At 48.0% G+C, this 16,465-nt stretch carries 17 protein-coding genes, 1 riboswitch and 1 other annotated feature; of the genes, 8 read left to right on the forward strand and 9 right to left on the reverse strand.

Translation table 11 applies throughout. The annotated features are described in order from the left end of the window. The 9 genes from RT269_RS13400 to RT269_RS13440 form a co-directional block, all read right to left on the reverse strand. The coding region (locus RT269_RS13400) for a phosphomethylpyrimidine synthase ThiC (protein WP_313183301.1) at window positions 1-820 on the reverse strand (820 nt) is incomplete at its 3' end. Window positions 821-921: 101 nt separating this feature from the next. Beyond that, window positions 922-1,028: riboswitch (TPP riboswitch) on the reverse strand. A gap of 51 nt (window positions 1,029-1,079) precedes the next feature. Continuing rightward, the gene (gene trpA / locus RT269_RS13405; protein WP_313183303.1) at window positions 1,080-1,853 is read right to left on the reverse strand and encodes a tryptophan synthase subunit alpha; all 774 of its coding nucleotides are present in this window, start codon (window positions 1,851-1,853) and stop codon (window positions 1,080-1,082) included. After that, on the reverse strand, window positions 1,846-3,030 hold the full coding sequence (gene trpB / locus RT269_RS13410) for a tryptophan synthase subunit beta (RefSeq protein WP_313183304.1): 1,185 nt from the start codon (window positions 3,028-3,030) through the stop codon (window positions 1,846-1,848). Before trpB ends, trpA begins: the two co-directional genes overlap by 8 nt. Next, window positions 2,976-3,656, reverse strand: coding sequence for a phosphoribosylanthranilate isomerase (locus RT269_RS13415; RefSeq protein WP_313183306.1), 681 nt, complete (start codon window positions 3,654-3,656; stop codon window positions 2,976-2,978). The genes trpB and RT269_RS13415 overlap by 55 nt, the downstream gene beginning before the upstream one ends. Then, complete coding sequence (gene trpC / locus RT269_RS13420; RefSeq protein ID WP_313183308.1) at window positions 3,653-4,447, reverse strand: indole-3-glycerol phosphate synthase TrpC; 795 nt, start codon at window positions 4,445-4,447, stop codon at window positions 3,653-3,655. Before trpC ends, RT269_RS13415 begins: the two co-directional genes overlap by 4 nt. Beyond that, window positions 4,444-5,463, reverse strand: a complete 1,020-nt coding sequence (gene trpD / locus RT269_RS13425; RefSeq protein ID WP_313183310.1) for an anthranilate phosphoribosyltransferase — start codon at window positions 5,461-5,463, stop codon at window positions 4,444-4,446. Before trpD ends, trpC begins: the two co-directional genes overlap by 4 nt. Next, window positions 5,464-6,048: an anthranilate synthase component II gene (locus RT269_RS13430; protein ID WP_313183312.1), complete on the reverse strand. Its 585-nt coding sequence runs from the start codon at window positions 6,046-6,048 to the stop codon at window positions 5,464-5,466. Beyond that, on the reverse strand, window positions 6,048-7,520 hold the full coding sequence (locus RT269_RS13435; protein WP_313183314.1) for an anthranilate synthase component I family protein: 1,473 nt from the start codon (window positions 7,518-7,520) through the stop codon (window positions 6,048-6,050). The genes RT269_RS13430 and RT269_RS13435 overlap by 1 nt, the downstream gene beginning before the upstream one ends. Window positions 7,521-7,638: 118 nt before the next feature. Next, window positions 7,639-7,903 (reverse strand) — a binding site (T-box leader). A 127-nt stretch (window positions 7,904-8,030) separates the two neighbouring features. Continuing rightward, complete coding sequence (locus tag RT269_RS13440; RefSeq protein WP_313183315.1) at window positions 8,031-8,225, reverse strand: hypothetical protein; 195 nt, start codon at window positions 8,223-8,225, stop codon at window positions 8,031-8,033. Window positions 8,226-8,315: 90 nt separating this feature from the next. Between RT269_RS13440 and proC the strand changes: the two genes are divergently transcribed. The 8 genes from proC (at window position 8,316) to RT269_RS13480 (ending at window position 16,367) form a co-directional block, all read left to right on the forward strand. Further along, the gene (gene proC / locus RT269_RS13445) at window positions 8,316-9,110 is read left to right on the forward strand and encodes a pyrroline-5-carboxylate reductase (RefSeq protein WP_313183317.1); all 795 of its coding nucleotides are present in this window, start codon (window positions 8,316-8,318) and stop codon (window positions 9,108-9,110) included. Between the two features lie 100 nt (window positions 9,111-9,210). After that, on the forward strand, window positions 9,211-9,759 hold the full coding sequence (locus RT269_RS13450; RefSeq protein ID WP_313183319.1) for an NUDIX hydrolase: 549 nt from the start codon (window positions 9,211-9,213) through the stop codon (window positions 9,757-9,759). Between the two features lie 135 nt (window positions 9,760-9,894). After that, window positions 9,895-10,497 (forward strand): stage II sporulation protein M, encoded by a 603-nt coding sequence (locus RT269_RS13455; RefSeq protein ID WP_313183321.1) that lies wholly within the window; start codon window positions 9,895-9,897, stop codon window positions 10,495-10,497. A gap of 219 nt (window positions 10,498-10,716) precedes the next feature. Further along, window positions 10,717-11,604, forward strand: a complete 888-nt coding sequence (locus RT269_RS13460) for a site-specific tyrosine recombinase (RefSeq protein ID WP_313183323.1) — start codon at window positions 10,717-10,719, stop codon at window positions 11,602-11,604. Between the two features lie 51 nt (window positions 11,605-11,655). After that, a complete protein-coding gene (locus tag RT269_RS13465; protein ID WP_313183324.1) occupies window positions 11,656-12,180 on the forward strand; it encodes an adenine phosphoribosyltransferase in 525 nt (174 codons plus the stop codon). Window positions 12,181-12,535: 355 nt separating this feature from the next. After that, window positions 12,536-13,762: an NAD(P)-dependent oxidoreductase gene (locus RT269_RS13470; RefSeq protein ID WP_313183325.1), complete on the forward strand. Its 1,227-nt coding sequence runs from the start codon at window positions 12,536-12,538 to the stop codon at window positions 13,760-13,762. A gap of 2 nt (window positions 13,763-13,764) precedes the next feature. After that, a complete protein-coding gene (locus tag RT269_RS13475) occupies window positions 13,765-14,673 on the forward strand; it encodes an AEC family transporter (RefSeq protein ID WP_313183326.1) in 909 nt (302 codons plus the stop codon). Window positions 14,674-15,164: 491 nt separating this feature from the next. Then, complete coding sequence (locus RT269_RS13480) at window positions 15,165-16,367, forward strand: YibE/F family protein (RefSeq protein WP_313183328.1); 1,203 nt, start codon at window positions 15,165-15,167, stop codon at window positions 16,365-16,367. Window positions 16,368-16,465 lie beyond the last annotated feature (98 nt).

The following is a 16,465-nucleotide window of genomic DNA, read 5'->3' on the forward strand; positions in this document are numbered from 1 at the left end:
GATCCAGGGGCATGTGGCCGGGGCCTTCAATAATGATCTGTACATTCTTTTCCCAGGCCCTTCTCGTCAGCTCTCCAAGGGTCACCAATTCCTCCACCTGGGAAATATCTGACGCATCTTCTATGCACCCCGGCCGGCAGGCATCTCCAAGGCTTAAGGTCACGTCATGTTTCTGGCAGATTTCCAGTATGCGGTCATAATGCTCATAAAAGGGATTCTCCTCCCCGGTCATCTCCATCCAGGCAAAGATAATAGACCCTCCTCTTGAAACAATGTTAGTCAGCCGCTTTGCTTCCTTGAATCTTTTGGCGGTCTGCTTGTTGATCCCAACGTGAATGGTCATGAAATCCACCCCGTCTTCCGCGTGCATTTCCACGATCTGTATCCATTCCTCGGCGGTGATTTCCCGAAGAGGTTTGTGATAATAAACCACAGCATCGTAAATAGGAACCGTACCAATCATAGCCGGACATTCTCCCGTCAGCTTCCTGCGGAATTTCCGGGTATCTCCAAAGGAGCTTAAATCCATAATGGACTCTGCCCCCATGAGAACTGCGTCCTTTACTTTCAGAAGCTCCATGTCCAGGTCATTCAAATCCCTGGATGTTCCCAGATTCACATTGATCTTTGTTCTCAGCATGGAGCCGATCCCGCTGGGCTTTAAGCAGCTGTGATTCTTATTTGCCGGAATGGCGACTTTTCCTTCCGCTACCAGTTCCCGCAGCTTTTCCGGCTCCCATTGTTCGTGTTCCGCCACTGTCGTCAGTTCCTTTGTCAGAATGCCTTTTCTTGCAGCATCCATTTGTGTGGTGTAATTCATGTTCGTTCCTCCTTTTTCTCGCAAAGGTGGGGATTGTAAGGGCTTTTTGATAAAGAACAAGAAAAAGAGCCCATACCAACAGGTATAGGCTCGGAAATATTCAATCATCCCATATGAATCCCTACATTGGCATTACCCAAATCAGGTTATAAAGGTCGAAGTTGATTACTTCCTCTCAGCCCGCCTACGAGCTCCCTCTTGTGGCACTAGTGTAGCATTCCCCCTCCAGCTTGTCAAGGGAAATATCCCTTACCGGCCGTCAGCCGGAGATGGCGGATTTCATTTTCCTTACGTAGTCGCAGACAGGCCCTACACAGTCTTTTCCATAATTTGCGGCAATTTTTACAATGGCGCTGCCCACAATGACGCCGTCCGCATGTTTGCTCATCTCCCTTGCCTGCTCCTGGGTGGAGATCCCAAAGCCGATGGCGCAGGGAATATCGTTTGCCTCCTTTACAAAGGAAATCATTTCGCCAATGTTGGTATTGATTTCCGATCTCACCCCGGTCACGCCCATGGAGGAAACGCAGTAGATAAATCCTTCCGATCCAGCTGCAATGGTCCGTATCCGTTCCCTGGAAGTGGGGGCGATGAGGGAAATCAGTTCGACCCCGTATTTTTTGCAGTAGGGCAGCAGTTCCTCCCTCTCTTCAAAAGGCATATCCGGTACGATCAGGGCGTCAATGCCGCAATCAGCCGCATTCTTTAAAAACCGTTCGCTTCCATACACGAAAACCGGATTGATATAAGTCATAAAAGCCAGAGGAACATCGGTTTTTTTGCGTATCCGTTTTACGGTTTCAAAAAGCTTATCCGTGGTAGTTCCTGACGCCAAAGCCCGCATATCGGCTTCCTGGATCACGATCCCCTCTGCGATCGGGTCAGAAAAGGGGATTCCAAGCTCGATCAAATCCGCTCCGGCCTCGGCCATGGCAGGAACCAGCTCTTCGGTGGTGGCAAGGTCGGGATCTCCTGCCGTAATAAATGGGATAAATGCCTTTCCTCTGGAAAATACTTCGCTTATTCTACTCATAGATTTCAACCCCCTTGTAACGGGCAATGGCTGCCACATCCTTGTCGCCCCGCCCTGATAAATTAATGACAATGACCTCATCTTTTCCCATGGAAGGAGCGATCTTTCTGGCATAGGCGACGGCATGGGCGCTTTCTATTGCAGGAATGATCCCTTCCAGACGGGATAAGTATTCGAAGGCTTCCACGGACTCCTGATCCGTAATGGAGACGTAGCTGGCTCTTCCTGAGTCGTGAAGGGCTGCGTGCTCCGGCCCGATGCCTGGATAGTCAAGTCCTGCGGAAATGGAGAAAACAGGGGCGATCTGGCCGTATTCATCCTGGCAGAAATAGGACTTCATGCCGTGGAAGATTCCAAGAGAGCCGGTGGAAATCGTAGCCGCATGCTTTCCTGTTTCAATGCCGTGCCCAGCGGCCTCGCAGCCCACCAGCTTTACGGAAGCCTCGTTTACAAATTCATGGAAGATTCCCATGGCATTGCTTCCGCCTCCCACACAGGCGATCACCATATCAGGAAGCTTACCCTCAGCTTCCATAAGCTGAGAGCGGACCTCTTTTCCGATGATGCTCTGAAAATCCCTGACAATGGTGGGAAATGGGTGAGGGCCCATGACAGAGCCTAAGACATAATGGGTGTCCGCCACCCGGTTGGTCCATTCCCTCATGGTCTCATTGACCGCATCCTTTAAGGTCTGGGTGCCGCTGGTGACAGCGTGGACCTTTGTGCCCAAAAGCTCCATGCGGAAAACATTTAAGGCCTGACGGTCCGTATCCTCCTTGCCCATGAAAACTTCGCATTCCATTCCCATGAGAGCGGCGGCGGTAGCGGTAGCAACGCCATGCTGCCCGGCCCCTGTTTCAGCGATGACCCGGGTCTTTCCCATCTTCTTTGCAAGAAGGACCTGGCCCAGAGCATTGTTGATCTTATGGGAGCCGGTGTGGTTTAGGTCCTCCCTCTTTAAATAAATCTTCGCGCCGCCTAAATCCTCTGTCATCCGCGCCGCATAGTAGAGCAGAGAGGGCCTTCCGGTATATTTTTTATGGAGGTCTGAAAGCTCTGCTAAAAACTCCTGGTCATGGCTGTACTTCTCATAAGCTTCTTCCAGTTCATTCACTGCATTCATCAGTGTTTCGGGGACAAATTGTCCGCCGTGCTGTCCAAATTTTCCTTTTGACATGGCTGTTCACTCCTTACTATTTGTATGATCTCTTTTATTTTTTGCGGGTCTTTTTTGCCCTCTGTTTCCACGGAACTGCTCAGATCCAGGCAAAAGGCCTTTGTTTTCATGGCCTGCTTAACGTTTGAGGAGTCTATGCCTCCTGCCAGGAACCAGGGCCTTTTTATGTCCGGTATCATGGACCAGTCAAAGGCCTCCCCGCTGCCGCCGTAAAGTCCTTTGGCATAAGTATCAAAAAGCAGGAAATCCGCAGGAAGGTTTTCTGCCTCTTTCATATCCTCTGCCTGCCGGACCCGTATGGCTTTTATGACAGGAAAGCCGGGGGCCAGGCAGCCTTTTAATTCCATCATATAATCCCGGTCCTCATCACCGTGAAGCTGGATAAGGTCAATGATCCCCTTCCCGGTAAGGGACAGGATATGGTCTATGGGGCTGTTTACGAAAACGCCTGCTGCAGGTATCTCCGGCAGCAGCAGCTCTCTAAGTTCCTGTGCCTTCGGCACTGTAAGACGGCGCTTTCCAGGGGCGAATACAAAGCCTGCATAATCCGGTTTCCAGGTGTTCACTGCCAGAATATCCTCCCTCCGGGTCAGCCCGCATATTTTTATCTTTTTTCCTGAATTCATTGCGCCGCCCTCTTAAAACCGTTTATGATTTCCTTTTTGTCAGGGGAACGCATCAGTCTTTCACCGATCAGAACGGCACTTACCCCGGCTTCTGACAGGAGTCTGATGTCTGTTTCTGTTTTGATTCCGCTTTCTGCCACGAAAAGCACATCAGAGGGGACTAAGCTCCTTAAGCGGAGAGAATTATTAAAATCCACCTCAAAGGTTTTTAAATTCCGGTTATTTACTCCGATGATCCTGGCTCCCGCTGAAAGAGCGGAGTGGATCTCCTCTTCGTCATGAGCCTCGACCAGGGCGCTTAAACCAAGGCTTTGGCATAGCCTTAGATCTTCTTTCAGGGCGTTTGTATCCAGAAGGGCACAGATCAGGAGAACCGCACAGGCGCCTATGGCCTTTGCCTCGTAAATCTGATAAGGGTCCACCGTAAAATCTTTTCTGAGAAGAGGGATCTTTACCTCATGGCTGATCTCTGTCAGGTAGTCGTTGCTTCCGAGAAAGTATTCCGGTTCCGTGAGAACGGAAATGGCATCCGCCCCTGCAGTTTCGTAATCCCTTGCGATCTCAACATAGGGGAATTCGCGGGCTATGAGGCCCTTGGAAGGAGAGGCACGCTTTATCTCACAGATAAATGATATGCCTGGAGAGGAGAGGCTTCGTTCAAAGGAAAGATCTTTTTCCCTCGTTTTTTCCAGGGCTTCAAATGCCAGCTTTTCCATGGCCTTCACAGGGATTTTTTCTTTTGCTGCCGCCACCCGTTGTCTGGAGGCAGCAGCCAGGACATCAAGTATCATAAAACCACCTCATTGGTCATCTTTACAAATTCCTCAAGCTTCATGGCTGCTTTTCCAGAATCAATAAGATGGGCCGCTTTTTCGATGCACTGGGAAATAGTACAGTCATCGATTCCCAGGTACAGGCTTAAGGCAGAGTTTAAGATAACGATATCCCGCTTTGGCCCCCGGAGCTTTCCGTTTAAAATATCCCTGGTGATCCGGGCATTTTCTGCCGGTGAGCCGCCCACCAGCTCCGGAAGACTGCTGCGGTTTAAGGAAAACTGCTCCGGTGTGATCTCATAGGGAGTCAGCTCCCCGAAACGGATCTCGCATACGTGGCTGGGACCGGTGACCGTGGCTTCATCAAGCCCGTCATCTCCGCAGACCACCAGTCCCCGCTTGACTCCAAGATTGCTTAATACCTGGGCAAGGGGGTTAACCAGCTTCCGGTCATAGACCCCTAAAAGCTGCATGGTGGCTCCGGCCGGATTGGAGAGAGGGCCTAAGATATTAAAGATGGTCCGCACTCCAAGCTCTTTCCGCACAGGTCCGGCGTATTTCATAGAGGAATGGTATGCCTGGGCAAAGAGGAAACACATGCCCGTTTTCTTTAACAGGATCCCTGACTGCTCCGCGGTAAGATTTAAATTCACGCCAAGGTGCTCCAGCACATCGGCAGCCCCGCTTTTGCTGGAAACGCTGCGGTTGCCGTGCTTTGCCACCGGAACTCCTCCTGCGGCCACCACAAACGCACTGGTTGTGGAAATGTTAAAGGTCCCTGCCTCGTCGCCGCCGGTTCCCACGATATCAATGACCGGAAAGTCCGGTTCCAGCCTTAATGCCTTTTCCCGCATGACCGTGGCACAGGCAGTGATCTCGTCAATGGTCTCACCCTTCATCCGAAGACCTGTTAAAAATGCTGCCATCTGGGCTGGGGTGGTTTCCCCGCTCATGATCTCATTCATGACCTCTTTTGCTGCTTCAAAGCTTAAATCCTGCCCTGATATTACATCATGGATTGCCTGTTGGATCATCTAATCTGCCTCCTTTATATGAATGGATAAAAAATTCTTAAGTATGGTCATTCCATCTGGGGTCAGGATGGATTCCGGATGGAATTGCAGTCCGTAAAGGGGATATTCCTTATGCTTTACCGCCATGATTTCTTCCATATCATCAGTCCCGATGACGGTCAGGCATTGAGGAAGAGAATCTTTTGCGGCAATGAGAGAGTGGTACCTTGCTGCCAGGATCTGTTTTGGAAGCCCGTGGAAGATGGGATCAGAAACATCGATGGCAAGAAGGCTCTGCTTTCCGTGCATCAGCTTCCTTGCATGGGTGATCTCTGCCCCGAATACTTCACAGATTCCCTGGTGCCCCAGGCATACCCCAAGAATGGGGATCGTTCCTGAAAGCTTCTTCACCACATCCTCGCACACTCCTGCGTCTTTTGGATAGCCGGGACCAGGGGAGAGGATGATGTGGCTGGGAGACAGCTCCCTTATTTCTTCCGTGGTCATCCCGTCATTTCGTATGACCCTGATATCCGGATTCAGCTCTCCAAACATCTGGACTAAGTTGTAGGAAAAGCTGTCGTAATTATCGATCAATAGAATCATCAGTCATTTACCTCCCCTGCGGTTTCAATGGCCCGGATCACTGCCTTCGCCTTGTTTTCCGATTCTTCGTACTCCAGTTCCGGAACGCTGTCGGCCACGATGCCGCCGCCCGCCTGAACGTATACCTTTCCCTGGCTCTTTACCGCCATGCGTATGGCGATGCAGGTGTCCATGTTCCCGGTGAAATCAATATAGCCCAGAGCCCCTCCATAAATGCCCCTTGGCTCTGTTTCCAGCTCTTCTATGATCTCACAGGCCCGGATTTTCGGAGCTCCGGAAAGGGTGCCTGCCGGAAGGACCGCCTCAATGGCATGGAAGGCATCCCGGTCAGGAGTAATGTCTGCTTCCACCTGGGAACAGATGTGCATGATTTTGGAATAGCGGTGGATCATTTGATAGCCTGTCACCTCTACCGTGAAAAATGCCGCGATTTTACCCAGATCATTTCTTCCAAGGTCCACCAGCATGTTGTGCTCTGCCAGTTCCTTTTCATCTTCCAGAAGCTCTTTGGAAAGCCGATTGTCTTCCTCCTCGTTCCTTCCCCTGGGTCTGGAACCTGCTACCGGAAAGGTGGTGAGCCGTCCGTTCTTTAAACGGACCAGGGTCTCAGGGGAAGTGCTGATGATTTCCGTATCCTCCATGTGAAGATATACCATGTAGGGAGACGGATTGGTGGTCCTTAAGACCCGGTAGGCATTGAGAAGACTGTCCTGGTAATCACTTGTAAACTGTCTGGAAGGCACCACCTGGAAAATGTCCCCGTCCACAATATAATCCTTTGCCCGCTCCACCATGGAACAGTATTCCTCTTTGGTCACGTTGCAGCTGAAGTTTGGTCTGCTGGTGACCGCAGATTTTTTTAGCGGGATATTTTCTCCGATTATGGCTGCAATGCTTTCCAGCTTTGTGCAGGCTTTCCCGTAATTTTCCATGATCCGGTCGGTTTTCATGTTGACCACAAGGCTGATTTTCTGCTTCAAATGGTCGTAGGCTATGACCGTATCAAAAAGCATTAAGTCAAAGTCATTGCAAGTTCCCTTTTTGATGGATAGGACCGGTTCCGCATAGCCGATCATGCTGTATGCAAAATACCCTACAAATCCTCCGGTAAAGGGGGGGAGTCCGGGGAGCTTTGGGGAACGGTAATCCTTTAAGATATTTCGCAGCACATCATAGGGCTCACTGGTTCGGATCACCTGGCCGGCCTCCGGCTGGCTGTAATGATGTACCCTTACCACGTGATCCTTTAACGTGACTTTAAGGACCGGGTCATAGCCAAGGAAGGAATAGCGTCCCCATGTTTCGCCTCCCTCAATGCTTTCAAGCAGATAATACTGGTTGCTCTTTGCTGCGATCTTTCGCAGTAAGGTAATCGGTGTGACAATGTCTGCAAAAATTTCCCTGCAGACCGGGATGACGGGATAGGAAGCGGCAAGCGCTTCGATTTCCTTACAGTCCGGCGTGATGTTCATGGTTTATTACGCTCCTTTCCTAGTTAGTACTCATGTCTGCTGCAGCCAGTAAACACCCTATAGCAAGCGGAGAGGAACATAAAAAAGGCCTTCGTCCCTCCTCCATACTGCTATGGATAAGAGGGACGAAAGCCAGATAATTACGGTTCCGTGGTACCACCCTGATTGGAGAAGATAGACTTCTCCCGCTTTATAACACACTAACATGTGCCTCCCCTTGATAACGGATAGGAAACCCGTCGACACCTACTTCCGGTCATAAAACCGGTTTCAAGCCGCCCTCGCAGGTCCATTCAGACCAGACATCAACGCTTCCTCCCACCAACCGGAAGCTCTCTGTGCATGATGTTAAGATCTTACTTACTCCTGCTCAACAGTTTATCACTTTGATTTGTTACAGTATATGAGATTAAAAATAAAATGTCAATAGGGAAAATATATTTTTTTTTGGCGGACAGATGTTATGTATGTTAATGATAAATATTGATGGATAAGTGAATCCGGGTGTGATTACTTCCACCGTTCGGCAGGTATACCGGCCCCATCTCCTGGAAATTGGGCCGTTGGATTTGTTGAAGTTTTGATATTGAGTATTTTCTTGTAATCATTTATGATATACATAAGGGAATTTGATTCCAGATTCAACCGGCAGGGGATGAGCGGATCAACTGCCTGGCTGATGAAACGGGAATCATAACAGATCATGAAGGAAAATTCCCAGGAGTGATATTTGGGAAATGGTGCTGGAATGATGCTGATTCATAGATGTAAAAGCAAGAGCAGGAGGAAGAGTTTATGGCGAAAATAGGAATCATCGGAATCGGAAATATGGGTTTTGCAATCTTAAAGGGATTATTAAAGACCTACGAAAAGGAAGACATCATTTTTACCGATGTGAATAAAGAACGGTGTGCGCAGATCAGTTCCGAGATGGGAGTGGCCCATGGGGAAAGCAATGCCCAGTGTACGGGGCTGTCAAAATACGTGGTACTGGCTGTAAAACCTCAGTATTTTGACCCGGTGCTGTCTGATATCCGGGAGGAAGTGACAGAGGACCATGTGATCATTTCCATTGCGCCCGGCATTACAACGGCTCAGCTAAAAGAGAAGCTGGGAGAGAAGACACGGGTGGTCCGTGCCATGCCAAACACCCCTGCTCTTCTTGGGGAAGGAATGACAGGAGTCTGCTACGATGAGAAGGATTTTTCACAGGAGGAGAAGGAGACGATCGGTGATATCTTCCGTTCACTGGGAAGGATGCGGATTGTAGAAGAGCGGCTTATGAACGCGGTGGTCTGTGCCAGCGGAAGCTCTCCTGCTTATGTTTATATGTTTATCGAGGCACTGGCAGACGGCGCGGTAAAATATGGCCTTCCAAGGGATGCTGCCTATGAGATGGCTGCCCAGACAGTCCTTGGCAGTGCCAGGATGGTCTTGGAGACAGGGGAGCATCCGGGAGCCTTAAAAGATAAGGTGTGTTCGCCGGGAGGTACTACCATTGAGGGAGTATCGGCCCTGGAAGAATTCGGATTCCGCAATGCGGTTATTAAGGCGGCGGATGCCTGTTTTAAAAAGTGTGAGAAACTATAAAGGAACGAAAAGAGAGCGAAGATGAGTTCGCCTCGTCAGCACAAAGGTTGAATGCGGATCATGAACTGCAGGTTCATATACCGGACATGGAGGTAAGACAATGGAACAAAAGCCTGTTAAACGACTTGGAAGAGAATTAAAGCATGAGGGAAATATTTTAAAAATATACGAGGACACGGTGGATGCCAACGGTCATCTGGCTCACTGGGATTTCATCCATCATAACGGTGCAGCGGCTGTGGTCCCTGTAACGAAAAGCGGGAAGCTTCTCATGGTGCGCCAGTACCGCAATGCCTTAGACCGCTATACCCTGGAGATCCCGGCCGGAGCCCTTGACAGCCCCGATGAACCAAAGCTAGACTGTGCCCACAGGGAGCTGGAGGAAGAGACCGGCTATAAGACGGATAAGGAAAAGCTGGAGTATTTAATCAGCGTCAACACAACGGTAGCTTTCTGTGACGAGGCCATCGATATTTTTGTTGCAAGGGAATTAGAGCCCTCGAAGCAGAACCTGGATGAAGACGAATACATTGAGGTGGAGGAATGGGAGGTAGCTGACCTGGAACAGAAGATCTACCGGGGAGAGATTACCGACGGGAAGACCATTGCAGCGATCCTTGCTTATGCGAGAAAGTACGATGTGAAGTAGGAAAAAACGCAAAACAATAGTCCGGCCAAGGCCAGTCTGGCCTGCCCCTGGCCCGCTGCCTTTACGAGAATAAATGTCCCCTTGCAGGCATAAGGTTGAAAAAAGGATGTCTTTCAACCTGCAGGGGGATTTTTAATGGCCAGTTTATTTCGAACGCTTAGATATCAATTGAGAAGAAGACCGGGACCAGGGGGAATGCACCTTTCCCTGGAACGAAACCTAAGGGCAGAGGACCGCTATCTCCTTTGCTTTTTTGCCGGGCTTATTGCCGGTACGTTTATGGCAAATTTCTGTTACCCGTCATTCATGGAGAAAGCCGTATATTATATGAGCCTTTTGGACAGAAATGTGAATCTGGACAAAGGGGAGCGGATCCAGCTTTTTTATCAGGTGTTAAGGCAGCGAGGGATTGAGGTATGGATTGCCTGGCTTATCGGCCTGACTGCTTATGCAGTTCCAATGTATTGCCTTCTGACAGCAGGAATCGGTTTTTCCATGGGATTTGTCCTTTCCGTCATAACAGTTCAAAAGGGGCTTATGGGGCTTCCAGTGTTCCTTATGTCAGTCATGCCCCAGGGGGTTTGTTACCTTTTCCTTTGGAGCCTCCTTCTTTTGCGGGGACTGCAAAATGGACGGCGGTTTCGGATCCCGGCTTTTTTGCTGCTTTTCTTTCTGGCCGCCCTTGGGAGCGCCTGCGAGGCCTGGATCAACCCATTTTTCTTAAAAATGGTTCTTTGATAGAGAAAGAATTGAAAAAAAATAATTGATCCAATTCCCCATATCTTGCGAAAAAAAGTCATGCATTACCAATATCTAGTACATATTATGTAAAGTAACCCTAAAATGTCTTGATGGTGGGAAAAATGTGTTTGATTTTATCGAAAATAGTCTATATAATGTTAGGAAGAAGCCTTATTTTAAGGCATTTTTGAAGCCGAAAGGTCAGGGGATATGGAGATGGTAGCAGAGATTAATCATTTTATCATTTATTTAAGAGAGATAAAAAAAACTTCAAAGAACACAGAGGTATCATATCAGAGGGATTTGATGCAGCTGGCCTCTTTTTTAGAGCGGCAAGGAATCAGGTCAGTGGACAAGGTGACAAAGACCAGTCTTACTTCCTATATTCTGCACCTGGAGAAAGAGGGGAAGGCTACCACTACCATTTCGCGCTGTCTGGCCTCCATGAAGGCATTTTTTCATTTCGAATGTAAGGAAGGGAGAATCCGAAAGGATCCCGCTGAGCTGTTAAAAGCGCCCAAGGTGGAAAAAAAGGCGCCTACCATATTAACGGTAGATGAGGTGAACAGCCTGTTAAGCCAGCCAGGCGGCGAGTCTCCCAAAGAACTTCGGGACCGGGCCATGCTGGAACTGCTTTATGCAACCGGAATCCGGGTATCGGAGCTGATTCATCTAAAAAAGACCGACATAAACTTATCCATTGGATATATCACCTGCCGGGATGAACATAAGGAGCGCATGGTTCCTTTTGGAAAAGTGGCCAAGCTGGCCCTTTCCGCCTATATGGAGCGCGGCAGGGGATATTTATTGAAGGATCAGGAGTCTGAGTGGCTTTTCACCAACTGCAACGGGAAATCCATGAGCCGTCAGGGATTTTGGAAGATTATTAAATTCTATGGGGATAAGGCAGGGATCAAGGCTGACATTACGCCTCACACCCTGCGCCACTCGTTTGCGGCGCATTTGCTCCGCAACGGAGCGGATATTCATGCGGTACAAGCTATGCTTGGCCATTCCGATATGGCTACGACCCAGATGTATATGAACTACACTCAGGGAGAAGATCTGCGCCGCGCCTATACGGGTGCCCATCCAAGAGGATAGGGGGAACTCCCCGAAACCTGGGCGCAAACTAAAATTATACGAGGTATGATAATGAAAAGATTAGAAGATTATGTCACAAGCATTCCGGATTTTCCAGAAGAAGGAATCATTTTCCGGGATGTGACGACCATTCTGGAGGATCCAGACGGGCTTTCTCTGGCAGTGGATGGCATACGGGAGATGTTAAAAGGGGTGGAATATGATTCAGTAGTGGGACCGGAGTCAAGGGGCTTCATCTTTGGCGTTCCGGTCGCCTATGCAGAGCATAAGAGCTTTATTCCGGTGAGAAAGAAGGGAAAGCTTCCAAGGGAAGTCCTGTCTGCTGATTACGAGCTGGAATATGGCACGGCGACCATTGAGATCCATAAGGATTCTATTAAGCCGGGTCAAAAGGTGGTCATCATAGATGATCTGATCGCTACAGGCGGTACCATTGGAGCCATCATAAAGCTGATTGAAGAGCTTGGGGGCGAAGTGGTGAAAATCTGCTTTATCATGGAACTTGCAGGATTAAACGGCAGAGAAAAGCTTGAAGGTTATGATGTGGAAGCAATGATTACTTACGAGGGAAAATAATTAAAAAAACAGAGAATCCGGGATAGCGGTGTTTGGACATGTTCATTCGCCCTTATCTGCCGGATTCTTTTTTGTTTCATAGGAATGAACTGCCCATTATTCGATATATTTTTGTCAAAATTTATTTTTTTCTGTACATAAATGCTGCCTATTGATTTTATTATTTTGAGTATGTTATGATGTGAAAAACAATAAAAACTGTATACAATATGCAACTTGAAATTTAACCTCATCAAGCAAGGTCCCGGATTGCGTATATCCGATTGACGATTGATAAAATCCATAGGTAAAGGAAGTTTCATGTACCTTTGTCCCACCGAAGGGTACGATATAGAAAAAGAGAGGAAGATGAATTATGGCAGTTCATGTAATTGATGAAGCAAACAGATGTCTAAACTGTAAAAAACCCCTGTGCAGGCAGGGGTGTCCCGTCCATACCCCCATTCCCCAGATGATTGAAGCATTTAAGGAAGGAGGTCTAAACAAAGCTGGAGAAAAGGTATTTGAAAACAATCCCATGTCCCTGGTTTGTTCTCTTGTGTGCAATCATGAAAAGCAGTGCGAGGGACACTGCATTCTGGGAAGAAAGGGACAGCCGGTGCATATCAGCAGCATAGAAAATTACATTTCTGATACCATCTTTGACAAGATGAAGGTGGAGTGCAAGCCGAAAAACGGGAAAAAGGTGGCGGTGATCGGTGCAGGTCCGGCAGGGATCACCATCGCTTTTCTTTTGACCAAGGAAGGCTACAGCGTGACGATCTTTGATGCCAAGGATAAGGTGGGAGGCGTTCTCCAGTATGGGATACCGGACTTCCGCCTTCCAAAGACTATTTTAGAGCGCTACAAAAAGAAGCTTCTGGAAATCGGAGTGAAGATCCGCCCGAATACCGCCATTGGAACCGCCCTTGAAATCAAGGATTTAATCCGTGACGGCTATCAGAGCATCTTTATCGGAACCGGTGTCTGGAGGCCGAAAACTCTGGGAGTGAAAGGGGAATCCCTGGGAAATGTCCATTATGCCATCGATTATCTGGCAAACCCTGATGCCTATGATCTGGGAGAGACGGTTGCCATCATTGGCATGGGAAACTCTGCCATGGATGTGGCAAGGACCGTGATCCGTCATGGAGCCAGGAAGGTGACTCTTTATGCCAGAGGCTTATCCAGCAATGCCAGCGATCACGAAACAGCCTATGCAAAGCTAGACGGAGCGGCTTTTCAGTTTGGAAAACAGATCGTTGAGATTACGGATGAAGGTCCGGTGTTTGAGAATGTCCGTTATGATGTGGAAGGAAACCAGATTGGCATTGATGAGGAACGGGAACAGGTTTTTGCGGATTCTACCATCATCTCCATCAGCCAGGGGCCAAAAAGCAAGCTGGTGAATACCACCAAGGGCTTACTGGCCAGCCAGAACGGCTTATTGATGACAGATGAAAACGGCCAGACAACCATTCCGGGCATATTCGCTTCCGGAGATGTGGTGCTGGGAGCAAGGACCGTGGTGGAAGCGGTTGCCTACTCAAAGACTGTGGCTTTGGCCATGGATGAATATATGAAATCCAAAGAAGAGAGCTAACCATGGATTATAATCGTCTTTTAAATCTTCAGGGGATGCTGTTTCTCCTGGTAGCAGCAGGTGTTGTCATGAGAAAGAAAGGGATCCTGCCGGAGGGGGCAAAGACCATTCTCACGGATCTTGTGATCTATCTGATCCTTCCCTGCAACATCATCAATTCATTTTTTATCGAGTTTAATCTGGATATCTTAAAGGGCTTTGCTGTAATCCTTATCATTGCCGGCCTGATCCAGATTGGCTGCCTAATGTTTGCAAAAATTTTCTATAACAGGGAACCGGAAAGCCGTAAAAAAGTGCTTCAGTATGGCACGGTCTGTTCCAATGCGGGCTTTATGGGAAATCCCATCGCAGAAGGCGTTTATGGGGCAGAAGGGCTCATGTATGCCTCCATATTTCTGATCCCTCAAAGGATCGTTATGTGGTCTGCCGGGGTTTCGTATTTTACGGAAAGCCCGGACCGGAAGACCGTTGTGAAAAAGGTTTTGACTCATCCCTGCATCATAGCGGTCTATATTGGCCTGGTTCTCATGATCACCCAGGTGCCGCTGCCGGCATTCCTGCAAAACACCATCAGGAGCGTAGGAGGCTGTACCACCACCGTATCTATGGTCTTGATCGGCGCCATACTGGCGGAGGTAGAGCCGGGAAGCATATTAGACTGGGGGATTATAAGGTATGCCTTCATCCGCCTGTTTTTGCTCCCTCTTCTGGTTTATGTATGCTGCCGGGCCTTTCATGTGACCCCCCTTTTGTCCGGAGTATCCGTCCTTTTGACCGGAATGCCCGCCGGAAGCACGACTGCCATATTGGCGTCCAAATATGAGGGGGATTATATTTTTGCCACAAAATGCGTGGTTGTGACCACCCTGTTATCCCTGGTGACCATTCCCCTGTGGTGTATGTTCCTTTAATATACCGGATATCTTAAATGCTGTTAAAAGCACTGTTATAACAGCCTCATAATTTGCTGCCTTTGCAGGTCAGAAATGTCTTATATTTACAGACGTTCTGGCCTGTTTTTTTTGCAATCCTTTCATCAGCTGCCAGCTACGCAGGTGTGACTGCGGCAGCTTAGAGTACCTTAACAGCCGGTAAAATAAACACAAAGTATGATGTTATTGCAGGGTCTACTTTGAAATGAGATTTAAATCATTCATTTTTATTCATAAGGAGTACTTAAGTGGTTAAGACCGGAATAGAATTATACAGAACGCTATATTTCCAGCTTTTACATGTTAAGCGCTTCCAGAGCATTATTTGCGAAAAATTTTGTACATGTTACCGCCTATAAGTGCTCTGAGGCGTGTCGACAATGCAGCTTAATAAACAAACAAAATAAACAGGACGAAGGGCGCAGGGTTCATAACCACATTGGTGCCTCTCGCAGAAAGGTGTACTTAAAATGAAAAATCAGAAAACATTCTGCATGAAACTAATAGCCTCATTCCTCTTTAGCATGGTATTCATAGCAATTCTCATATGGATAAATCAGCCACTGCCAGGGGAAGTGCCAACGTCAGCAAGCCAGTTAAGGTTTGCCAGGGCACATGTGACTGAAATCATCAGAGACGAGGCGAAAGCAGAAGACTGGACAGAAGGGCTGCGTATAGGAGTACAGGAAGTCTATGTGCAGATAGACAGCGGTGAGGACAAAGGTAAGATATTGCCGGCAGTCAATTATATGAGTGCATACAACAATGTGGATTTAAAGACAGGTACGAAAATAATCGCCAGGATGGATATAGACGCCAATGGGCTTTCCTATATCGCATCCATACCCAATTATAACAGGGGTCCGGCATTGCTTGGATTGACGGTGATATTCGTGCTGTTTTTAGCTGTATTCGGAGGGAAAAAAGGAATAGCCGCCATACTGGGGCTTGCATTTGCTATCGTAGATATCTGGTTTTTGCTCATACCCATGATAAGGCATGGCATCAATCCTATATTATCATCTGTTGTCATAGCAGCTGTTACCACAGCTGTTTCATTGGTACTGTTAAATGGCTTTACCATGAAAACTTTATGTGCAACCATTGGGTGCGTAGGCGGAGTAGCGATGGCTGGGGCCGCAGCAGCTCTTACGGCAGTTGCTACGCCGATAAACGGTTTTAATATGTCGGAGGCGGAAGAATTAATTCTCCGTGCAGATGGGACAAGTCTGAATATCAGCGGATTACTGATCAGTGCCATACTCATAGCGGCACTTGGCGCAGTTATGGATGTTGCTTTGACTATTACGTCTGCAGTATTTGAGATGAATCAGCTGAATCCAGGGCTGAACAGACAAAAACTGATTCAGTCGGGTATTAATATAGGCAGGGATGCCATGGGGACTATGGCGAACACGCTGATATTAGCTTTTGCTGGTTCGGCACTCAATATGTTGATATTGTTTAGAATCTTTGATTATCCATATCTGCAGATTATTAACAGTGACATGATGGCGTTGGAGATTATACAGGGTATCTCGGGTTCCATAGGTATTGTAATGACTGTGCCATTAGTAGCATTCCTAAGCGCGTTTATATGCAGCAGGAAGAATGCGGTGGACAAGCCGGTCGTGGCGGTTAATGAAAAAAATAGAAAATACAGGAAAAAGTAGTGACGATATTCACATATTCTGTATTAAAAGTATATATAAAATTGGTACTTATTTATAATTCATCATAATAAGGTTAATTAGGTGATACCATTAAAAAT

Source organism: Lacrimispora sp. (assembly GCF_032078915.1).
Classification (GTDB): Bacteria; Bacillota; Clostridia; order Lachnospirales; family Lachnospiraceae; genus Lacrimispora.

Excerpts from the sequence above, each read along its gene's own strand:
- RT269_RS13450 (WP_313183319.1), top strand. The coding sequence starts at position 9,211 with ATGGAACAAAAGCCTGTTAAACGACTTGGAAGAGAATTAAAGCATGAG.
- RT269_RS13415 (WP_313183306.1), bottom strand. The coding sequence starts at position 3,656 with ATGAATTCAGGAAAAAAGATAAAAATATGCGGGCTGACCCGGAGGGAG.
- RT269_RS13430 (WP_313183312.1), bottom strand. The coding sequence starts at position 6,048 with ATGATTCTATTGATCGATAATTACGACAGCTTTTCCTACAACTTAGTC.
- RT269_RS13465 (WP_313183324.1), top strand. The coding sequence starts at position 11,656 with ATGAAAAGATTAGAAGATTATGTCACAAGCATTCCGGATTTTCCAGAA.
- trpA (WP_313183303.1), bottom strand. The coding sequence starts at position 1,853 with ATGAGTAGAATAAGCGAAGTATTTTCCAGAGGAAAGGCATTTATCCCA.
- trpC (WP_313183308.1), bottom strand. The coding sequence starts at position 4,447 with ATGATACTTGATGTCCTGGCTGCTGCCTCCAGACAACGGGTGGCGGCA.
- RT269_RS13470 (WP_313183325.1), top strand. The coding sequence starts at position 12,536 with ATGGCAGTTCATGTAATTGATGAAGCAAACAGATGTCTAAACTGTAAA.
- RT269_RS13480 (WP_313183328.1), top strand. The coding sequence starts at position 15,165 with ATGAAAAATCAGAAAACATTCTGCATGAAACTAATAGCCTCATTCCTC.
- RT269_RS13460 (WP_313183323.1), top strand. The coding sequence starts at position 10,717 with ATGGTAGCAGAGATTAATCATTTTATCATTTATTTAAGAGAGATAAAA.
- RT269_RS13455 (WP_313183321.1), top strand. The coding sequence starts at position 9,895 with ATGGCCAGTTTATTTCGAACGCTTAGATATCAATTGAGAAGAAGACCG.
- RT269_RS13475 (WP_313183326.1), top strand. The coding sequence starts at position 13,765 with ATGGATTATAATCGTCTTTTAAATCTTCAGGGGATGCTGTTTCTCCTG.
- trpD (WP_313183310.1), bottom strand. The coding sequence starts at position 5,463 with ATGATCCAACAGGCAATCCATGATGTAATATCAGGGCAGGATTTAAGC.
- trpB (WP_313183304.1), bottom strand. The coding sequence starts at position 3,030 with ATGTCAAAAGGAAAATTTGGACAGCACGGCGGACAATTTGTCCCCGAA.
- proC (WP_313183317.1), top strand. The coding sequence starts at position 8,316 with ATGGCGAAAATAGGAATCATCGGAATCGGAAATATGGGTTTTGCAATC.
- RT269_RS13440 (WP_313183315.1), bottom strand. The coding sequence starts at position 8,225 with ATGATCTGTTATGATTCCCGTTTCATCAGCCAGGCAGTTGATCCGCTC.
- RT269_RS13435 (WP_313183314.1), bottom strand. The coding sequence starts at position 7,520 with ATGAACATCACGCCGGACTGTAAGGAAATCGAAGCGCTTGCCGCTTCC.